Below are 20353 nucleotides of genomic sequence, written 5' to 3' on the forward strand. Positions count from 1 at the left end.
CTGCTCGCGATTGCGGTTGTTGATTCAACATTGATGTCGACTGACACACCGCAATCGCGAGCAGGCTCGCTCCCACAGGGTTTGGTGGTGGTTTTGAAGGAGATGTCTGTAGCCAAACGCACCTATTTTTGAAGGAAAAATCCTTAAAAAAGTAGGGCAAATCTGATTTTCCTGTCCCTCCCTCAACACCCCTTGTCGCTCATGCAGAATCGCCCGCCTTCATTCTGCAGAGACACATCGGATGTTCGCTCCTGCCAATCAACCGCGTTTCACGTTGACGATCGACGGCGTCCAGAATGAGCTCAAGGTGCTTGAGTTCACGGGCACGGAAGCCATCAGCCAACCCTACCGATTTGACCTGGAACTGGTCAGCGAACGGCCGGACATCGAGCTCGAAAGCCTGCTGCATCGTCAGGCGTTTCTGAGTTTCGATGCGCAAGGTTGCGGCATACACGGTCAGATCTTTCGCGTCGGTCAAAGCGACTCCGGGAAACGTCTGACGGGCTACCAGATCAGTCTCGTACCGCGACTGGCCTACCTCGGTCAGCGCATCAATCAGCGGATCTTCCAGCACAAAAGCGTGCCTGCGATCATCGCGCAGGTCCTCAAGGACCATGGCATTCAGCGTGATGCATTCGAATTTCAACTCGGCAGCGACTACGCACCGCGCGAGTACTGCGTGCAGTACGCCGAAAGCGACCTCGCGTTTATCCAGCGGCTGTGTGCCGAGATCGGCATTCATTACCACTTCCAGCACAGCCCCGACGGGCATCTGCTGGTGTTCGGCGATGATCAAACGGTGTTCCCGCGTCTGCTCGAGCCGACGCTGTACCTGCCGGGCAGTGGCATGGCGGCGGATGCGCCGGCCATCAAGCGATTCAACGTACGTCTGGAGACCCGCACCACGGCGGTCACTCGTCGCGATTACGACTTTCAGAAGCCGCGCCTGCAACTTGAAAGCCGTGTCGATAGCGAACAGCGCCCGGTGCTGGAGGACTACCACTTTCCTGGCCAATTCACTGATCGCGAGCATGGCAAACAACTGACGCATCGAGCGCTGGAACGGCACAGCGCGGACTTCCGTCAGGCCGAAGGGCGTGGAGACGATTCTGCCTTGGTCAGCGGACATTTCCTGCACCTTGCCGAGCACCCGCGTCAGGCGTGGAACGATCTGTGGCTGATCACCGAAATCGAACACCGTGGCCGACAACCGCAAGTGCTGGAGGAGTCGGCCACCAGCGACGACCCGGATGATTTCCAGGGCTACCGCAATACTTTTCTGGCGACACCGTGGGACGTTTCGTTTCGCCCACCGTTGGGGCCGGAAAAGCCACGCATGCTCGGTTACCAACCTGCCGTGGTCACCGGTCCCGTCGACAGCGAGATCCATTGCGACGAGTACGGTCGGGTCAAGGTTCAGCTCGCCTGGGACCGCGACGGTCAGCTCAACGAACACTCCAGTTGCTGGTTGCGGGTCTCCACCGGCTGGGCCCACGACCATTACGGCAGTGTGCTGATCCCGCGCGTCGGCATGGAAGTGCTGGTGGGTTTCATCGATGCCGATGCCGACAAACCGCTGGTGATGGGTTGCCTGCCCAACGCCGCAACACCGGTGCCGCTGGACCTGCCCGCCGACAAGACCCGCAGTATTTTCCGCAGCCAGAGCAGTCCTGGGGGCGGCGGTTACAACGAATTGCGCATCGAGGATCGCAAAGGCGCCGAGGAAATCTACCTGCGCGCCCAGCGAAACTGGACTCAGCACGTGCTGAATGATCAACAGGTGCAGGTCGATAACCAGCGCAGCATCGTCGTCACCGGTACGGCTCGTCATGAGTTGAAGGCTGACGAACAACGCATCACCCACGGCCAGCGTCAGACCGAAGTGAAGCTCGACGATCACTTGCTGGTAGTCGGCGACCGGCACATCCGCGTGACCAGTCAGGCGCTCAACGCCAGTCAGCAATTCCACGTCAGCGCCGGTCAGCAAGTGGTGATCGACGGTGGCGCCAGCGCGACGATTCAGGCGGGCGGGCAGTGGATCAACATCGGTCCAGGCGGGATTTTCAGCAGTGTGCCGATTCAGGTCGGCGGCGCGCTGATGCCGGCGATGGCTGCTGCGCCCGTGTCGCCGAATACACCGTTGAGACTCGTCGCCGCCCCGGCTGCCCTGTTGAGCGCTGCACAGATCCTGAGCCTGCAAAGCGACGCGCCGTTCTGCGAAGAATGCGAGCGCTGCAAGGACGGTGTCTGTGCAGCTTGATCGCTTGTCGCCCAATGACTGGCTGGGACGCCAGCCGCTCAGACCTGCCGAGCAGTTGTTTGCGATTTTCGGCAACGCCAGTGCTGCGCAGCCGTTCAACGCCTGGCAACGCTCAACTACGGCAAAAGCGCCGAGCCCGATCTGGGCGGATACCGCGTATGCCGAGTGGGAACCGGTAATGCCTTATGTCGGAATCGTCGCCGCTGGCAGTGAGTTTCTGGAGTGGGTTTCCACGACCGAGTCCCGTGATTGGGGTTGGCTGGCGGTTTCTTCTGCGTCTCAAGAAGCGCTGGTCGAGCATCTGCGCAGCCTCACTCTAGTGCTTTTGCCGAACGGTAATGCGGTGTTTTTCCGCTTCTGGGATGGCCGTTATCTGTTGCCGATTCTTCAGTCTGCCGACGTTAGTGCCACGCAATTAATGCCGGTGATTGACCGTTGTTTGATCAATGGGCAGCCGCTCGATATCGGCGGCAGCGCAATGAAAACCTCCAGGGTTTTTCCGTGGTGGGAAGTTACCGAATCGCTGCTTGAAGACCTCGCCGCCGAATCCACGACAACTCGAATCAACAACTTGATGAAGTGGTTGAGCGAGGACCGTCCTGATCTTTTTGAGGCGCTTTCAGAGCACGTATTGCGCCACAAGGTCGCGATCTTTTTGCAGACGCCGGACCTGCCTCAAGCACTGAAACAAGCCTTGGTGGATTACCTGATGGCGGAGCTGAACTGATGGATCAGATTGTACGGATTGAGCAGGAGCTCGACGGTTTTAAAGACACGCTGAGTTTGTATCGCCAGCAACTTGGTGGCTTCTTGAGTCGCAATGCAGACAAGGTAAGTCGGGCTGCGGACATGCCTTCGCTGTTGGACATGGAGCGGCTGGTAAAACTTGGCAATACCACGACGGCGGTGAGTAGTGGTGACGATGATTTTCTCTCGAGTGTTGCGCAGTGTCCGGCAAATGGAATTCTGGAGATAGAGAGCAAGTTTGAATCGGTCTATGACATTCCACTGGGGAATATTTCGGTTGATGTGATTGCCGTTGATGGCGGTGAAAGCAAGCCTGTCACGCTCGATGAGAACGGTAAGGGACAGTTCAAAGGCGCGCCTGGCAAGTTCTACCGTGTTCATGTCCAGAGTGAAGTGACCCCGGCACAAATTGACGATCTTTTCTCCTCTTACGATGGCCTGACCTCAGAACTTGAAGGTTGGCTGCACAAGGAGTGGGCAGGGTTCAAACCGCAATGGTCGCAATCGACTTTTGCAGCCACGGGTAACGGCATGCTCGCGGGAAGTTGGGCTGCGATTACTGGTGTGTGGGACAGCATCAGCCTGCTCTCGGACATTCTCCAAGATCCCCGCAAGTTCGTTGACCGCTTGGGTAGCGGTGCTGCCCAACTGGCCGAGCTGGCGGAGAAATTCCCGGCAACGATGGAAAAGGTCCAGCTGCTAGTCAGTGATGAAGCGGCCCTCTGTCTGTTGTTGCGCACGGCCAGCCTCTGGTTGGAGATGCTGCCACCCAGCGAAATCGCCGGCAAAACGGCCGAAGCGGTTTCAACCGTGGTGGTGCAACTGCTCATCGATATTCTGATCGGGGTAGTTCTGACTTTTGCCGGTGCAGGTGCAGGCATTGCCTATTTGGGTATGCGCCTTGCCAACTACGGCGCCCGGATCGTCGATGCTGTAGTGGGCTTCGTCAAAGCGATCTTCAACATCATCAACAGCTTCATTACTTACGTTGATCGCTATAAAAAAGTTGCTGCGCGTGGTGTGGCGGCGGGTCTGAAAAAAGGTCGCATGCAACTGCGTTGGGATGCCAAACGCAACACCACACTCAAACAAAACGAACACCACGTCAACGTCCCGAATCAGGCAAAAAACCCCAACGGTGACCCCGCCGATTCCGTCGATAAAACCGCCACCAACAAATGCCCGGTATCGATGGTCACCGGCGAAGAACTGCTGACCCTTACCGACGGTTCGCTGGACGGCATCCTGCCGTTCGACTTCACCCGGCTTTACCGCACCAGCGCCGCCGAGATCAATGTCGGCCTCGGATTCGGCTGGAGTCATTCGTTATCCCATCGACTGGAAATCGACGGTGAAACGGTCATCTGGATTGACCATGAAAACCGTCGCACCTCCTTTCCGCTTCCGAGCAGCGAACGCCCGGCAATTCACAACAGCCTCTCGCGCGCCGCGATTTACCTCGGCAATGAACCCGAAGAATTGATCCTCGCCCAGTCCGGCGACGCGACACGGTTCTACCACTTTCATAACGGCTTTCTTACAGCAATCAGCGACGGTTACGACAACCGACTGCGCATCACTCGCGACCGCCAGGACCGCATCCAGCGCCTCGACAACGGTGCCGGCCGCGCCTTGCTGTTGCGTTATGAACGCAGCCACCTGGTTGCCGTCGACTATCAGGTTTTCGTACCGGCCCAATCCCTCGAAGAAGCGTGGAAGACCGAGCAAACACTGGTCGGTTACCGTTACGACGAACGCGCCCGACTCATCGAAGCCACCAACGCCGCTGGCGAAAGCGAGCGTTACGACTACGACGATCGGCACGTTATTCTCCAGCGACAACTGGCCGGTGGGGCGAGTTTCTTCTGGGCGTGGGAACGTTCCGGCAAAGCGGCGCGCTGCGTCCGCCATTGGGCGTCGTTTGCGCAGATGGATGCGTGCTACGTCTGGGATGATGCCGGCAGTGTCACCGTCCACAACCTCGACGGCAGCAAAGAGGTTTACGTCCACGACGAGCGGGCGCGGCTGGTGCGCAAGGTCGAACTGGACGGCGGTGAACAGCTCAAGGCCTACGACGATGAAGGCCGGCTGATTGCCGAGCAGGACCCGCTCGGCGCCGTCACTGAATACCGTTACGACGAAGTTGGACGGCTGGTGGCGCTGATTCCGCCAGAAGGCGAGCCAACGGCCTACGAGTATCGCAACGGTTTCCTGCACGCGCGCTATCGCGGCAAAACCGTCTGGAAATATCAGCGCAATGCCCAGGGCGACATCACCGAAGCGACCGATCCTGACGGTCAGGTCACCCACTATCACTACGACGAAAAAGGTCAGCTGTTGTCGATCCGTTACCCGGATAGCAGTCGGCATGTTTTCGTCTGGAATGGCTTGGGGCAACTGGTCGAAGAGACGCTGCCGAACGGTGGTGTAAGGCGGTTTTCCTACGACGCGCTGGGGCGGCAGATTACCCGCCAGGACGAACAGGGTGCGGTCACCAAGTCGCAATGGGATGCCGTTGGCCGACTGATCCAGACGACGCTGCCGACCGGAGCCGTTCGCGGTTACAGCTACAACGCCTACGGCAAGATCACCGCCGAACGCGACGAACTGGGCCGCGTTACGCGCTACGAATACGTCGACGATCTGCATCTGGTTAGCCGCCGCCTCAATGCTGATGGCACCCAGCTCAAGTATCGCTACGACAACGCGCAGCTGTTGCTCACGGAAATCGAAAACGAATCCGGCGAAAAATATCGTCTGGACTACACACCCGGCGGATTGATCCGACAGGAAACCGGCTTCGACGGCCAGCGCACCGCGTACGCTTATGACCTCAGCGGCCACCTCCTGGAGAAAACCGAGTTCGGCGATGACGGCTCGCAACTCGTCACCGCTTATGAACGAGACGCGGCAGGGCGCTTGCTGGTCAAAACGCTGCCCGACGGCATCAAGGTCGAATACCGCTACGACAGCCTTGGTCGACTGATCGGCGTCGACGATGGCCACGACCACCCACTGGAATTCGAGTACGACCAACAAGACCGACTGATTACCGAGCATCAGGGTTGGGGCACGTTGCGCTATGGCTACGACGCCTGCGGCCAACTCAATCGCCTGCGCCTGCCGGACGGCAGCAAACTCGATTACCACCACGCCAAGGGCGGCGCGCTGACCGCCATTGACCTCAACGGCGCGCGGCTCACCACTCACGAGTTTGCCTTCGGTCGCGAACAACAACGCCAGCAAGGCCAGCTCACCAGCCACTACCACTACGACGAACAGGGCCGGTTGCAGGCCCACGCGATCAACCAGCAAACCCGACCGCTGTACATGCGCCATTACGGCTATGCGGTCAACGGCAACCTCGCGACCATTGCCGACAGCCGCCACGGCCAGCGCAGCTATTACTACGACCCGCTCAACCGCCTGACCCGCGTACGCCACACCCGCGACGACCCACCGGAAACCTTCGCCCACGACCCCGCCGGCAACCTGCTGATGCAGGATCGGCCTGGTTTGGCGACTGTTAAAGGTAATCGCCTGCTGATGCAGGGCGACCGGCATTACGACTACGACGCCTTCGGCAATCTGGTTCGTGAACGCCGCGGCACCGCGCAAAAACTCATCACCGAATACCGCTACGACTGCCAGCACCGATTGGTCGGCGTCACGATGCCAAACGGACGTTGCTCAAGTTATCGCTACGACGCCTTCGGCCGCCGCATCGCCAAAACCGTCGACGGCAACACCACCGAGTTCTTCTGGCAAGGCGACAACCTCGTCGGCGAAAGCAGCTGCGAACACTACCGCAGCTACGTCTACGAACCCGGCGGCTTCCGCCCCCTCGCCATGCTCGACGGCAAAGGCCCGCGCAAGGCCTGCCCGTTCTACTACCAACTCGACCACCTCGGCACACCACAGGAACTGACCGATTTTGGTGGCGAGATTGTTTGGTCGGCGAAGTACAACGCCTACGGCAAAGTCACGCACCAGACGTTGGCCGGGGGCGAGGAGCTTCATCAGCCGTTGCGGTTTCAGGGGCAGTACTTTGATGTGGAGAGTGGTCTGCACTACAACCGGCATCGGTACTATGATCCGGAGGTTGGACGGTACCTGACGCCGGACCCGGTGAAATTGGCGGGTGGGCTGAACCAGTACCAGTACACGCCGAATCCGACGGGGTGGGTTGATCCGTTGGGGTTGAGCGGCAATTGTCCGCAGTCGGGTAAGGCTGGGTGTGAGGCGCCGGATGATACGACTGGCGTTAGGGTTGATGAGGGTGAGGCGAAGCTGCCGAGGCTGACGGGTGAGCAGCGGCGGGCGCGGATAGATGAACTGGCTGAGGCGAATGCTAAGGGGCGGGTTATCGCGATGGAGAAAAAATACGATATGCACACCGTCAAAAAGCACAGCTCAGAAATACCTGATGCCGCACTAAAGCAGCGAGCCATTAACGGGGCGGATCCTCATACGGGGAGAATTCCGAAAGGTGCAAAAGGGAATTTAAGCTCTCAGTTTGGTAACTGGAGGGTTCATTTCAACGCTTTGAATAAAGCAATGACTAGGGAAAGGTTGGGGTTGAGCCCCCATACGGGTATAGACCACAACAAAGATCCGATTGTAAGGATGGAACTTCCTGGAGCTGGGCGAGGATATAGGCCAAACAAAAAAGATATCAATGATCCTAGGTTAAATGAAAACTTGAATTGGTTTGAGATTAAATTTGATAAAGACAATATGACTCGGCCCTATACAGGTTTTCCTTCGGAGAAAAAATGATGTTGCGAGATCCGTTTTTAGATGAAGAGTTTCGGCCGGATTTAATGTGGTTTATCGGGGTCTTTGGTGTTTACGATCGTGAAGAAACTCTAGGTGCAGAGCTTGAAGTCTATGATCCTAACAACAAAGACGATAGAGCTGAGCTGATCAGAAAGTACAGCTTGAATCTAGGGTATTTAACCTATCGGCATAAGTTCGTTTTGGTAGAGTCTCTGGCAAATAAGCTGAATGATGAAAGCTATGATTTTCAGGTTTTGTTCGATATTGACGAGGATGAGGCTGCGAGCTGGCCTCGCGGCGAGTGGTACGAATTAGAAAATCCTCGTAGTTTTCTTCAGCATGTCTATGCGCTGGCGCAAGATGTTTGGAAAGACGATCTGCTCAAAGCGAGCTTGGAAGACCGAGCCACTTGGTGAGGGAGGCTGATGTCCCGATTATCGCTGGCAGCGAAATTTCTGGGCAAGGTCGTCGGAAGTTTCCTTCAAACCGTATCGGTTTCCATGAACTGGTGCGAAGTGAGATCCATGGATAGTCTTTGGCTGTCGCTGCAAATGCAGTGGCAGGGTGTAGGAACCCTGGACAACTCACCGTGCATCAGCGCTGTCGTTTGATTGCGGCACTTAACTTGTGTCCGTAACATCGTACGCGGCGGCTGTGCGCGGGGCACGCTACGGCGTGGCTGAGTTTGGTGAGTTGCTCAGTTTCCTACTCCCGCGTATGGCTGCCACCCAAGCCCGTAGGAAAGGCCGTTGGTAGCTTTTAACCCAATCACCAAGGTCTAAAAAATGAAAACCCTTCACCCCGATCCACCCTACGAAAAACCAATCCCCCACCCCGACAACCGCTTCATGGCCCTCACCGGCAACTGCACCGACATGCCCACGCTGTTCGTCGATACTCACGCACCACTCGATGTTTTATATGACGCTGCCAGCTATCGAATTCGCGCCGTGACGCAGGTGCTTGAGAACCTGTCGATGCGCGGTTCGGTCGAGTGTGAGTCGTTCATTCTTAGTGATTTTGCTTTGCTGTGTGCCATTCCGTTGCGGGATGGTTGTGATGTGCTGGATGTTCTTGGGCGACGGTTGAGGGCTCGGCCTTTGGAGTAGGTGTAAGGCTTGAGATCCATCCCCCTCACCCTGGCCCTCCCGAAACGTCGGACCGCCCCGAGGGGCGAGGGGACTGACCGAGGTGTTTGGGGAATGTGCTGCGACCTGCGACTGCAAGATGAACTTGGTTTGGCCAAGCTTGAGTTCACTTTGATCGTTCAGGTCGATGGAGGCCGAGAGATCGCCAAAATCAGTCCCCTCGCCCCCTGGGGAGAGGGTTAGGGTGAGGGGGGCTTTGCCCGCTCGGCTGCGAGGCCCTGACGTTCGCCTCGGTACAAGGTAAACTTCCCGGCCTTCGCAGGAGCAATCATGAATTATCGTCACGCCTTCCATGCCGGCAATCACGCCGATGTGTTCAAACACCTGACTTTGACCCGCCTCATCGCCCTGATGTCGCGTAAGGAGCAGCCGTTTGCCTATCTCGACACTCACGCCGGCATTGGTCTGTATGACTTGCAGGGTGATCAGGCGAGCCGTACCGGTGAGTACCTGGAAGGCATTGCGCGGTTGTGGGATCAGCCGGATCTGCCGGCGCTGACCGCCGATTACATGAAGGTGCTGCACGACATGAATCCGGATGGCCAGTTGCGCTATTACCCGGGTTCGCCGGAGCTGGCGCGGCGTCTGACGCGGCCGCAGGACCGGGTGATGCTCAACGAGAAGCACCCTGAGGATGGCGTGCTGCTCAAGGACAACATGGCCGGCGACCGTCGGGTGAAGGTGCATCTGGGCGAAGGCTGGCATGTGCCGCGGGCGATGTTGCCGGTGCAGGAGAAGCGGGCGGTGATGTTGATTGATCCGCCGTTTGAGCAGCTCGATGAGATGCAGCGGTGTGCGGCGTCGCTGAAAGAGGCGATTGGCCGGATGCGCCAAACTGTGGCGGCGATCTGGTATCCGGTGAAGGACCAGCGCATGTTGCGTCGCTTTTATCAGGATCTGGCGGGCTCGGGCGCGCCGAAGTTGTTGCGGGTGGAGTTGCTGGTGCATCCGCTGGATACGCCGAACAGTCTGAACGGGTCCGGGTTGGCGATTGCGAATCCGCCGTGGGGGCTGGAAGAGGAATTGCGTGAGCTGCTGCCGTGGTTGTCCAAGAAGCTTGGGCAGACCCAGGGTGGGTGGCAGATGGATTGGTTGATTGCTGAGAGTTGATGGCTGATTGATCGTTCCCACGCACCGCGTGGGAATGCAGCTCGGGACGCTCCGCGTCCCTCCGAAGCGGACGCAGAGCGTCCATTGAGGCATTCCCACGCAGAGCGTGGGAACGATCAGTGCGGGGTTAGATCGGGCAGGTAACGCCCGTGCCGCCAATCCCGCAATACCCTTCAGGGTTCTTCGCCAGGTACTGCTGGTGATAGGCCTCGGCGAAGAAGAACGTCGGCGCTTCGTCGATTTCGGTGGTGATTTCGCCTTTCCCGGCCTTGGTCAATTCAACCTGGAAGACTTTCTCGCTGGCCTTCGCCGCGTCCAGTTGCGTCGGGTTGGTCGCGTAGATCACCGAGCGATACTGCGTGCCGATGTCGTTGCCCTGGCGCATGCCTTGCGTCGGGTTGTGCAATTCCCAGAACATTTTCAGCAGTTCTTCGTAGCTGACTTTTGCCGGCTCGTAGACCACCAGCACCACTTCGCTGTGGCCGGTCAGGCCGGAGCAGACTTCTTCGTACGTCGGGTTGGGCGTAAAGCCGCCGGCGTAACCCACTGCCGTGCTGACGACACCTTCACGTTGCCAGAACCGGCGTTCCGCGCCCCAGAAGCAGCCCAGGCCGAAGATGGCGAAATCCACGTCCATCGCAAACGGGCCCAGCAGCGGGGCGTCGTGGACGAAGTGTTTTTCCGGCACGGTCATTGGGGTTTCGCGGCCGGGCAGAGCTTGTTCTTTGGTAGGGAGCACGTTTTTGTTCACCAGGATTTCCGAGCGCAAGACCATGATCAGTCCTCTCAGTCAGGTTTGGATGTAAAGACACAGACCGCAAGTGTGCCTAATTATCCCTGTGGGAGCGAGCCGCGCGGGTAGCGCTTGAGCTTTTCGATCAGCTCGGCGCCGGGGATTGGCCGGTCGAACAGGTAGCCCTGGCCGACGTCGCAGCGGTGGCGACGCAGGAACGCCAGCTGCTCGGCCGTCTCGATGCCTTCCGCCACAACCTTGAGTTTCAGGTTGTGGGCCATGGCGATCACCGCGGAGGTGATTTCCATGTCGTCCTGGTTGTCCGGGATTTCGTGGATGAAGCTTCGATCGATCTTGATGATGTCGATCGGGAATTTCTTCAGGTAACTGAGCGACGAGTAGCCGGTGCCGAAGTCGTCCATGGCCAGGGTCAGGCCCAGGCGCTTGAGCTGGTCGAGCTGCAAGTGGGTGTCTTCGGTGGCTTCCAGCAGCAGGCCTTCGGTCAGCTCCAGCTCCAGCAGGTTCCCCGGCAGCGCTTCTTCCTTGAGGATGTTGGCGATGGACGCCACCAGGTCCGGGTCGGAGAACTGCTTGGGCGACAAATTGATCGCCACTTGAAGATTGCCCAGGCCGGCAGCGGTCAGGTCTTTGCTCATGCGGCAGGCCTGGCGGGCGATCCATTTGCCGATGGGGATGATCAATCCGGTTTCTTCGGCGACGCTGATGAACTGGTCCGGGCGGATCATGCCTTTTTCCGGATGGTTCCAGCGCAGCAGCGCTTCCATGCCCAAAAGGCGACCGCTGCGCAGGCACAGCTTGGGCTGGTAGAACACGTCCAGCTCGTTCTGGGTCAGGGCGCGGCGCAGGTTGTTCTCGACAAACAGTTTGTAGCTGGCCTCGGCGTTCAGCGCTTCGGTGAACACCTGGACCTGGTGTTTGCCGTTGGCCTTGGCCTTGTGCAGCGCCAGGCCGGCGTTGCGCATCAGGGTCTGTGGATCGCGCCCGTGCAGCGGCGCGCAGGCCAGGCCCACGGAGCCGGTGACGCTGATCAACTGGTTGTCGACGAACATCGGCTTGTCGAGGGTCGCGAGCAATTGGTTGGCGACGTGCTGGCCCATCGCGAGGTCGGTGTTGTCCAGCAACACGGCGAATTCATTACTGGCGAACCGCGCCAGGCTGCCGCTCGGGCTCAGGCTGTTGCGCAGGCGCCGGGCCAGGCTGATCAGCAGTTTGTCGCCGGTCTGGTGGCCGAGGCTGTCGTTGATGCGCTTGAAGTTGTCGATGTCCACCAGCAACAGGCTGATCGGCGTGTCGCTGTCCCGGGCGAAGCGTTCGTCGAGGTTGCGAATGAACGCCGGGCGGTTGCCGAGGTTGGTCAGGTTGTCGGTGTAGGCCAGACGCTCGATGCGCTGCTGGGCGAGTTTGGTCTGGGTGATGTCTTCGTAGATGCCGATGTAATGCGTCAGCTCACGGTTGTCGCCGTAGACCTTGGAAATCGACAACTGGCCCCAGTAGGGTTCGAGGTTTTTACGGCGGCTCTTGAACTCGCCCTGCCAGCTGTTGCTCTTGGCCAGCGCCGAGGGCGCGTCGAACAGCAGCTCACTGAGGTTTTCCAGCGCCGGCAGTTCCGACAGCCGCTGGCCGTGGACTTCTTCAGTGCTGTACTGGGTGATCGCCGTGAAGCTCGGGTTGACGTATTCCACCACGCCATCGCAATTGACCAGCAAAAAGGCGTTGGCGCTTTGCTCGACCGCACGCTGGAACAGGTGCAGCGCGCTGGTGGCGGTACGGCGGTTGTGATTGTTGATGACTTGGGCGAACTGGTCGGCCAGCTCGCCAGCGAAGGCGATTTCGTCAGACTGCCAGGCGCGGGTCGCACCGGTTTGCTCCAGACACAGCACACCGACCACCTGGCCGTCGACACGGATGCTGGCGTCGAGCATCGCGTTCACATCGCGTGGGCGCAGGCTCTCGGCCATTTCTCGGGTACGTGGGTCGCGCATGGCGTTGTGCGCGTCGATAGCGCGGCTGCTGTGCAAGGCGTCGAGGTAATCGGGGAAGCCGCTGACGTCAATCGGGTCCGGCAGTTGGTAATCCCCGGAGGCGCGGTGATAGGCCGAGATCGGCACCAGCAGCGAGCCTTCCAGGTTCCACAGGCTGGCGCAGTCGATTTCGTAGATATCGCAGGCGCTGCGGGTGATCAGTTCGGCGGCTTCCAGCAGGGAATTGTTGGTGCTGTAGCGCTGGCGGGTCAAAAGCAGGATCAAGTCTTGCTGCGCACGCACCCGGTCCAGGTGCTGCAGTTGTTCCAACTGGGCGCGTTGATTGAGTTCGAGGGCGATTTGCAGGCGCGAGTTCTGGGTTTCGAGGTCCAGCGACGGCAGCAGCGGTTCACCGTCGAACAAGCCGTCCACGACCATCAGGTAGCCGCGCAGCAGGTGTCGATTGTGTTGGCGGTAGGCTTCGCCGAGTTCGAGCAGGCTCAGGGAGCCTTTGGCGGTGTGCAGGTTGTAGCGGATCAGGTAATTCGGGCTATCGCTGAGTTGTTGCTGAATCGCGTCATGCAGCTGATAGCGCGCTTCGGGCTCCATCAGGCTGGCGTAGGGTGAGTCGACCAGGGCACAGAGCTCCACGGCCGGCAGACCAAACTGTCGTTCGCAATTGGGATCGAGAAACAGTAGCGCCCAGCTAGCTTCATTCAGCCGTTCGAAACGCAGCATGCCGAGCCGCGAGGGCACAGGCAATTGCGTCACTACCTCGGCCACCATACGGCTGGCGGCATCGGGTTGGCTTTTCATTGAGGGAAACTCGCTTCGAATGTGCTGATCGCGCCGGGCTCTCGCCCTCTTAACTGTTGCCTGCGGCAAGGTTGCATCATTGCGACACTGACTGACAAGAGACATGAAGGCCAAGTGCTATAAGAATATGTCGGCAGGAGCGAAGATTTCTCCAGTTCATGGGCTGAAAGTAATCTATTTGAGGTCGGTGGCGAGTGAGCTTGCTCACGCTGGGCTGCGTAGCGGCCCCAAATTTCCGGCAACCAGTACCGATTTTGTGAGTGCTGCGCCCTCAAGCGGGAGCAAGCTCCCTCGCCACAAGTATTGCGACTTCAACGTAATGGAATGCTGATTGATTGCAGTGGTTTGCCGTTCCGGTCGTGGTAATTGACCTGGATCTGCTCGCTATCAACGATCAGGTGGGCAAAGTTGTCTTCGCTGACGACTTGGCTGGTCAGTTCATGCCGATAGTCCCCCGCAGCCGTTTGCGCCAGCGGCTGATCAAGAATGAACGTGGAAGCCTTGGCATACGGCAGCAATTTGCTGTTGCACAGGGGTGACGACACGATGGTGTGGACTTCGAAGTCGGGATCCTCGCTGTGGGTCAGTTGGCTGGTCAGGGAGCCGTGGACATCGCCTGAAACGAAGACGACGTTCTTGATGCGGTGCGTACGAATCGTCTCCAGCAGCCGTAGGCGTTGTTCCGGGAAGGCTTTCCAGGCGTCGTCGCCAACCTGGCGGTCGGGATAGAACATTACGCTGGTGACCACGAACTTGACCCTGGCCGGGCTGTGGATCAGCCATTTGCAGAGCGCCTGTTCCTGCTCTTCGTCGAGGATGCGTCGATCATCGGCTGATAAGTTGCGACGGGTGCGGCTGTCGGTGACAAACCATTCAATATCGCCTTCGGCAAACTGATACCAGTAATGCTCCAGTTTTTTGCCGGGTTGCCCATTGGCCAGTAATGCATGCGCCGGACTGTGGCTGGCCTGATATAACTCATAGGCGGCCATCGCGTTCTTATATAAATAAGCATCATGCTTACTCTCGTTGGCGGGCCAGTTGTCTTCTATTTCATGGTCGTCGAGAATCATATAAGTCGACAGGTTTGACATTAATCCGGCGATATTCGGCTGAGCAAAAGCCGCACGATACTTGCCGAGTATTTCCTTGTATTCCCGGTCGGGCGCAATAACGTTCAGGTCGTCCACGTAGATTTGATCACCTGTCATCAACATCGCGCTGATGGGCGGTTCGGCCTGCTGTGCGAGTTCTCTGATCGCGGCAAAAATCCGGTCGCCGGCCTGGGGCGCAATGGCCACACCTGCGGTCAGGCGCAGATAGCGGCATGAACCGACAATGTAAGCACGCGGTATGCCGGCTTTGCTGGACCGTGTGCGAAAACGATAAATCTCCCGTGGCCATTGCAGCGGCAGTTCCTGGACGGTCTCGACGGTGTGCACCGGGCTCATGGGACTGAACCATCCCGCCTGGTATTCGTACGCGGTGTCGGTGGCGAGGTTGTCGAGTGCAATCACATCGGACATGTCGCGAAAGATAGACAGGTTGCTGAATACGCCGCGGGACCACCGCTCTTCCCCCGCGCGCCGGTAGCGAATACCGGCAAATACCAATGCGTGTTCTTGAAATTCGCCGCGCAGAAAAATACGGACGTGGTTAGTTGTAGAGTGGCCAACAATAGGGCCGACAGTCGGTTTGAACATATTCGAATCCATTCGAAATAACGCTAACTAAGCAGATAAATTTTTCAGTGGTTGCAAGAAAACTATGTCGAACTAAGCCTAGTTATTAAACAGTAAAAAATATCGAGTGAAAGTGGACTTGGGTTGTGGGCAATGTAAGCCACGACTGTAGGAAGATGCTTTATTCAAGGCAAAAAAAAGCCCCGCCAAATTGGCGGGGTTGAGGTACGAGCGTGGCGCTCGGAAAACGTGCAGCGCGACAGGCCCTCCGGTGAAGGAGGGCCGGCCGGTGTTACAGCAAGATGGTGCGGATGTCCGCCAGCAGGCTGCTCAGACGCTGGGTGAAGCGTGCGGCAGCGGCGCCGTTGATCACACGGTGATCGTAGGACAGCGACAGCGGCAGCATCAGTTTCGGCTGGAAGGCTTTGCCGTCCCAGACTGGCTGGATGGTTGCCTTGGAAACACCGAGGATCGCCACTTCCGGCGCGTTGACGATCGGCGTGAAGCCGGTGCCGCCAATGTGGCCGAGGCTGGAAATGGTGAAGCAGGCGCCTTGCATGTCGTCAGCGGTGAGCTTCTTGTCGCGGGCTTTGGCAGCCAGCGCAGCCGCCTCAGCCGCAAGCTGCAGAAGGCTCTTCTGGTCGACGTTCTTGATGACCGGTACCAGCAGGCCTTCAGGCGTGTCGACGGCGAAGCCGATGTTCACGTACTTCTTGCGGATGATCGCCTTGCCGCTTGGTGCCAGCGAACTGTTGAAGTCCGGCAGTTCCTTGAGCAGGTGCGCGCAGGATTTGAGCAGCAGCGGCAGGATGGTCAGCTTGACGCCAGCCTTCTCTGCAACGGCTTTCTGAGCGATACGGAACGCTTCCAGCTCGGTGATATCAGCCGAATCGAACTGAGTCACGTGCGGGATGTTCAGCCAGCTGCGGTGCAGGCTCGACGCGCCGATTTGCATCAGGCGGGTCATCGGCACTTCTTCGGTTTCACCGAAGCGGCTGAAGTCCACGACCGGAATCGGCGGGATACCCGCGCCACCGGTTGCGCCTGCAGCAGCGGCCGGTGCTTCCTTGGCCTTCTGCATCATGGCCTTGACGTAAACCTGCACGTCTTCTTTCAGGATGCGACCGTGCGGGCCACTGGCGCCGACGGCGTTCAGCTCGACGCCGAATTCACGGGCCAGTTGGCGTACAGCCGGGCCAGCGTGAACCTTGGCGCCCGGCTTGGCTGGTGCAGCAGCAGGTGCGGCGGGTGCCGGAGCAGCAGCAGGAGCCGCGGCGGCCGGAGCAGGAGCGCTCGGTGCAGCAGCGGCTGGAGCTGGAGCAGCGGCCGGAGCAGCGCCTTTGACTTTCAGCTTCAGGATCAGGTCGCCGGTACCGACTTCGTCATCCAGCTTGATGGAAACGCTTTCCACCACGCCGGCGGCAGGCGATGGAATTTCCATGCTCGCCTTGTCGGATTCCAGGGTGATCAGCGACTGGTCGGCGGTGACGGTGTCGCCCGCCTTGACCAGCACTTCGATGATCTTGGCCTTGCCCGACGAACCGATGTCCGGGACGTGAATATCCTGAACGCTGTCGGCAACCGGTGCCGCAGGTGCCGCGGCGGCTGGCGCCGGAGCAGCGGCAGCAGGCGCAGCAGCCTGAGCTGGCGCGGCCGCAGCAGGGGCCGCAGCACCCGCTACTTCCAGATCCAGAATCAGGTCGCCGGTGCCGACTTCGTCGTTGAGCTTGACGCTGATGGCCTTGACCACGCCAGCGGCAGGCGATGGGATTTCCATGCTGGCCTTGTCGGATTCCAGGGTGATCAGCGACTGATCGGCCGCGACGGTGTCGCCGACCTTAACCTGGATCTCGATGATCTGGGCCTTGCCCGCCGAGCCGATATCCGGCACGTGCACTTGCTGAACCGAAGCGGCAGCAGGTGCGGCAGCTGGTGCTGGAGCAGCAGCGGCAGGCGCAGCAGCCGGTTTCTCTTCAGCTTTGGCAGCCGGCGCAGCGGCAGCCGCAGGGGCCGCAGCAGCGGCACCTTCGACTTCCAGTTCCAGCAGTTCGTCGCCTTCTTTCAGGCGATCGCCCAGCTTCACTTTCAGGCTCTTGATGATGCCGGCCTTCGGCGCAGGCACTTCCATGCTCGCCTTGTCCGACTCAAGCGTCAGGATGCTCTGGTCGGCTTCGATACGGTCGCCGACCTTCACAAACAGTTCAATTACTTCACCTTCACCGCTGCCGATGTCAGGTACGCGAATGAGTTCGCTCACAGAGTGTCTCCTCAGCAGTCCAGTGGGTTGCGTTTTTCCGGGTCGATACCGAACTTGGCGATGGCTTCGGCCACCACTTTAGGTTCGATGTCGCCACGGTCAGCCAATGCTTCCAGGGCTGCCAACACCACGAAATGACGATCGACTTCGAAGAAGTGACGCAGCTTCTTGCGGCTGTCACTGCGGCCGAAACCGTCGGTGCCCAGGACTTTGAATTCCTTGGACGGTACCCACTGACGAATTTGCTCTGCGAACAGTTTCATGTAGTCGGTAGACGCAATGACCGGACCTTGACGGCCGTTCAGGCACTCTTCGACGTAACTCAGTTTAGGCTTCTGGCCCGGGTGCAGACGGTTGGTGCGCTCAACGGCCAGGCCATCGCGACGCAGTTCGTTGAAGCTGGTAACGCTCCACACGTCGGCGCCGACGTTGAACTGTTCACGCAGGATCTTCGCCGCTTCACGGACTTCACGCAGGATGGTGCCGGAGCCCATCAGCTGAACGTGGTGCGCCGCTTCGCGGGTGTCTTCTTCGAGCAGGTACATGCCCTTGATGATGCCTTCCTCGACACCGGCCGGCATGGCTGGCTGCTGGTAGGACTCGTTCATCACGGTGATGTAGTAGAAAACGTCCTGCTGCTCTTCGGTCATCTTCTTCATGCCGTCCTGGATGATCACCGCCAGCTCGTAGCCGTAGGTTGGATCAAAGGTGCGGCAGTTCGGGATGGTGGCAGCCAGGATGTGGCTGTGACCGTCTTCGTGTTGCAGGCCTTCGCCGTTCAGCGTGGTCCGGCCGGCAGTGCCGCCGATCAGGAAGCCACGGGTACGGCTGTCGCCGGCAGCCCAGGCCAGGTCGCCGATACGCTGGAAGCCGAACATCGAGTAGAAGATGTAGAACGGCAGCATTGGCTGGTTGTGGCTGGAGTACGAAGTACCGGCAGCGATGAAGGAGCTCATGGCGCCCGCTTCGTTGATGCCTTCTTCGAGGATCTGGCCCTTCTTGTCTTCCTTGTAGAACATCACCTGGTCTTTATCGACTGGCTCGTAGAGCTGGCCGACGGAGGAGTAGATGCCCAGTTGACGGAACATGCCTTCCATACCGAAGGTACGGGCTTCGTCCGGGATGATCGGGACGATGCGCGGGCCGATTTCCTTGTCCTTGACCAGCTGCGCGAGGATCCGCACGAAGGCCATGGTGGTGGAAATTTCACGGTCGCCCGAACCGTCGAGGATAGCCTTGAGGGTATCCAGCGATGGCGTCGGCACGCTGAAGCTCTGCGCGCGGCGCTGTGGCACGAAACCGCCCAATGCAGTGCGGCGCTCGCTCAGGTAGCGGGCTTCAGCGCTGTTTGGCTCTGGCTTGAAGAACGGCAGGTTTTCCAGCTGTTCGTCTTTGACTGGAATGTCGAAACGATCGCGGAACAGCTTCAGGCTTTCAACATCCACTTTCTTGGTGTTGTGCGCGGTGTTCTTCGCTTCGCCGGCACCGGTGCCATAACCCTTGATGGTCTTGGCCAGGATGACGGTCGGTTGTTCTTTGTGGTTGACCGCTTCGTGGTACGCCGCGTAGACCTTGTACGGGTCGTGGCCGCCACGGTTGAGTTTCCAGATCTCGTCGTCGGACAAGTCTTCAACCATTGCCTTGAGTTCTGGCGTGTTGAAGAAGTGTTCACGCACGAACGCGCCGTCTTTGGCTTTGTAGTTCTGGTACTCGCCGTCGATGACTTCGTCCATGCGACGTTGCAGGATGCCGTCGACGTCTTTGGCCAGCAGTGGGTCCCAGAAACGGCCCCAGATGACTTTGGTCACGTTCCACTGAGCACCGCGGAACACGCCTTCGAGTTCCTGAATGATCTTGCCGTTGCCGCGAACCGGGCCGTCGAGGCGCTGCAGGTTGCAGTTGATGACGAAGATCAGGTTGTCGAGCTTCTCGCGGCCAGCCAGCGAGATGGCGCCCAGGGATTCCGGTTCGTCGCACTCGCCGTCGCCCAGGAAGCACCAGACTTTCTGCTTGCCTTCAGGGATGAAGCCACGGGCTTCCAGGTACTTCATGAAACGTGCCTGGTAGATCGCCTGGATCGGGCCCAGACCCATGGATACGGTCGGGAACTGCCAGAAATCAGGCATCAGCCAAGGGTGCGGGTAGGACGACAGGCCCTGACCGTCCACTTCCTGGCGGAAGTTGTTCATCTGGTCTTCGGTGATGCGGCCTTCCATGAACGCACGGGCGTAAACGCCTGGCGAGGTGTGACCCTGGAAGTAGATCAGGTCGCCGCCGTGCTCGTCGGTCGGGGCCTGGAAGAAATAGTTGAAGCCGATGTCATACAGGGTGGCGCTGGAGGCGAAGCTGGAGATGTGACCGCCCAGGTCCGAATCTTTCAGGTTCGTACGCATCACCATGGCCATCGCGTTCCAGCGCACCAACGAGCGAATGCGGCGTTCCATGAACAGGTCGCCAGGCATGCGTGCTTCGTGGGTAACGGGAATGGTGTTGCGGTATGGCGTGGTGATGGCGTAAGGCAACTGCGAACCGCTGCGGGTTGCGAGTTCGCCCATACGGGTCATCAGATAGTGAGCGCGGTCTTCGCCTTCTTTGTCGAGAACCGATTCCAGGGCGTCCAGCCATTCCTGGGTTTCGACGGGATCGAGGTCTTGCATGGCTTGCTCCAGGGCGGAAAGGCTTCCAGAATCGGTTGCCTGAGTTTGCGACTGGCCTTGTGGGCAGACGATATAAATTCTTGGATTGCCGAGTGGTAGGTTCCGGCGGCGTGTAGTTTTACTACAAATCATCGGGCATTTCAGCTATCCGAATGTATATACGAGTAGTAAAACTACAGATG

Annotated in this window: 11 protein-coding genes; 6 read left to right on the forward strand and 5 right to left on the reverse strand. The window is 58.9% G+C overall.

The genetic code is table 11. The features are described from left to right. The first annotated feature begins 241 nt into the window (after window positions 1-241). The 6 genes from ACRC4F_RS29415 to ACRC4F_RS29440 all read left to right on the forward strand — a co-directional run bounded on the left by ACRC4F_RS29415 (window position 242) and on the right by ACRC4F_RS29440 (window position 10044). Complete coding sequence (locus tag ACRC4F_RS29415; RefSeq protein WP_438662449.1) at window positions 242-2260, forward strand: type VI secretion system Vgr family protein; 2019 nt, start codon at window positions 242-244, stop codon at window positions 2258-2260. Next, entirely contained in the window at window positions 2250-2987 is a 738-nt protein-coding gene (locus tag ACRC4F_RS29420; RefSeq protein WP_438662450.1) for a DUF4123 domain-containing protein, read from the forward strand. Before ACRC4F_RS29415 ends, ACRC4F_RS29420 begins: the two co-directional genes overlap by 11 nt. After that, a complete protein-coding gene (locus tag ACRC4F_RS29425; RefSeq protein WP_438662451.1) occupies window positions 2987-7786 on the forward strand; it encodes an RHS repeat-associated core domain-containing protein in 4800 nt (1599 codons plus the stop codon). The genes ACRC4F_RS29420 and ACRC4F_RS29425 overlap by 1 nt, the downstream gene beginning before the upstream one ends. Continuing rightward, complete coding sequence (locus tag ACRC4F_RS29430) at window positions 7786-8202, forward strand: hypothetical protein (protein WP_438662452.1); 417 nt, start codon at window positions 7786-7788, stop codon at window positions 8200-8202. The genes ACRC4F_RS29425 and ACRC4F_RS29430 overlap by 1 nt, the downstream gene beginning before the upstream one ends. Before the next feature lie 369 nt (window positions 8203-8571). Beyond that, entirely contained in the window at window positions 8572-8895 is a 324-nt protein-coding gene (locus ACRC4F_RS29435; protein WP_438662453.1) for a hypothetical protein, read from the forward strand. A 309-nt stretch (window positions 8896-9204) separates the two neighbouring features. After that, window positions 9205-10044, forward strand: a complete 840-nt coding sequence (locus ACRC4F_RS29440; protein WP_131058746.1) for a 23S rRNA (adenine(2030)-N(6))-methyltransferase RlmJ — start codon at window positions 9205-9207, stop codon at window positions 10042-10044. 127 nt (window positions 10045-10171) lie between these two features. Here the strand turns inward: ACRC4F_RS29440 and msrA are convergent, their stop codons facing one another. From msrA to aceE, 5 genes are all read right to left on the reverse strand, one after another. Continuing rightward, on the reverse strand, window positions 10172-10819 hold the full coding sequence (msrA, locus tag ACRC4F_RS29445) for a peptide-methionine (S)-S-oxide reductase MsrA (protein WP_438662454.1): 648 nt from the start codon (window positions 10817-10819) through the stop codon (window positions 10172-10174). A 56-nt stretch (window positions 10820-10875) separates the two neighbouring features. Further along, window positions 10876-13575, reverse strand: coding sequence for a sensor domain-containing phosphodiesterase (locus ACRC4F_RS29450; RefSeq protein WP_438662455.1), 2700 nt, complete (start codon window positions 13573-13575; stop codon window positions 10876-10878). Window positions 13576-13886: 311 nt separating this feature from the next. Next, the gene (locus ACRC4F_RS29455) at window positions 13887-15278 is read right to left on the reverse strand and encodes an alkaline phosphatase D family protein (RefSeq protein WP_438662456.1); all 1392 of its coding nucleotides are present in this window, start codon (window positions 15276-15278) and stop codon (window positions 13887-13889) included. Window positions 15279-15549: 271 nt separating this feature from the next. Next, window positions 15550-17514, reverse strand: coding sequence for a dihydrolipoyllysine-residue acetyltransferase (gene aceF / locus ACRC4F_RS29460; RefSeq protein ID WP_438662457.1), 1965 nt, complete (start codon window positions 17512-17514; stop codon window positions 15550-15552). Window positions 17515-17525: 11 nt separating this feature from the next. Then, complete coding sequence (gene aceE, locus ACRC4F_RS29465; protein ID WP_438662458.1) at window positions 17526-20171, reverse strand: pyruvate dehydrogenase (acetyl-transferring), homodimeric type; 2646 nt, start codon at window positions 20169-20171, stop codon at window positions 17526-17528. Window positions 20172-20353 lie beyond the last annotated feature (182 nt).

The sequence above is a fragment of the Pseudomonas sp. genome (genome assembly GCF_051660785.1).
Classification (GTDB): domain Bacteria; phylum Pseudomonadota; class Gammaproteobacteria; order Pseudomonadales; family Pseudomonadaceae; genus Aquipseudomonas.

Excerpts from the sequence above, each read along its gene's own strand:
- ACRC4F_RS29450 (WP_438662455.1), bottom strand. The coding sequence starts at position 13,575 with ATGAAAAGCCAACCCGATGCCGCCAGCCGTATGGTGGCCGAGGTAGTG.
- ACRC4F_RS29415 (WP_438662449.1), top strand. The coding sequence starts at position 242 with ATGTTCGCTCCTGCCAATCAACCGCGTTTCACGTTGACGATCGACGGC.
- ACRC4F_RS29435 (WP_438662453.1), top strand. The coding sequence starts at position 8,572 with ATGAAAACCCTTCACCCCGATCCACCCTACGAAAAACCAATCCCCCAC.
- ACRC4F_RS29425 (WP_438662451.1), top strand. The coding sequence starts at position 2,987 with ATGGATCAGATTGTACGGATTGAGCAGGAGCTCGACGGTTTTAAAGAC.
- aceE (WP_438662458.1), bottom strand. The coding sequence starts at position 20,171 with ATGCAAGACCTCGATCCCGTCGAAACCCAGGAATGGCTGGACGCCCTG.
- msrA (WP_438662454.1), bottom strand. The coding sequence starts at position 10,819 with ATGGTCTTGCGCTCGGAAATCCTGGTGAACAAAAACGTGCTCCCTACC.
- ACRC4F_RS29455 (WP_438662456.1), bottom strand. The coding sequence starts at position 15,278 with ATGTTCAAACCGACTGTCGGCCCTATTGTTGGCCACTCTACAACTAAC.
- ACRC4F_RS29430 (WP_438662452.1), top strand. The coding sequence starts at position 7,786 with ATGTTGCGAGATCCGTTTTTAGATGAAGAGTTTCGGCCGGATTTAATG.
- ACRC4F_RS29440 (WP_131058746.1), top strand. The coding sequence starts at position 9,205 with ATGAATTATCGTCACGCCTTCCATGCCGGCAATCACGCCGATGTGTTC.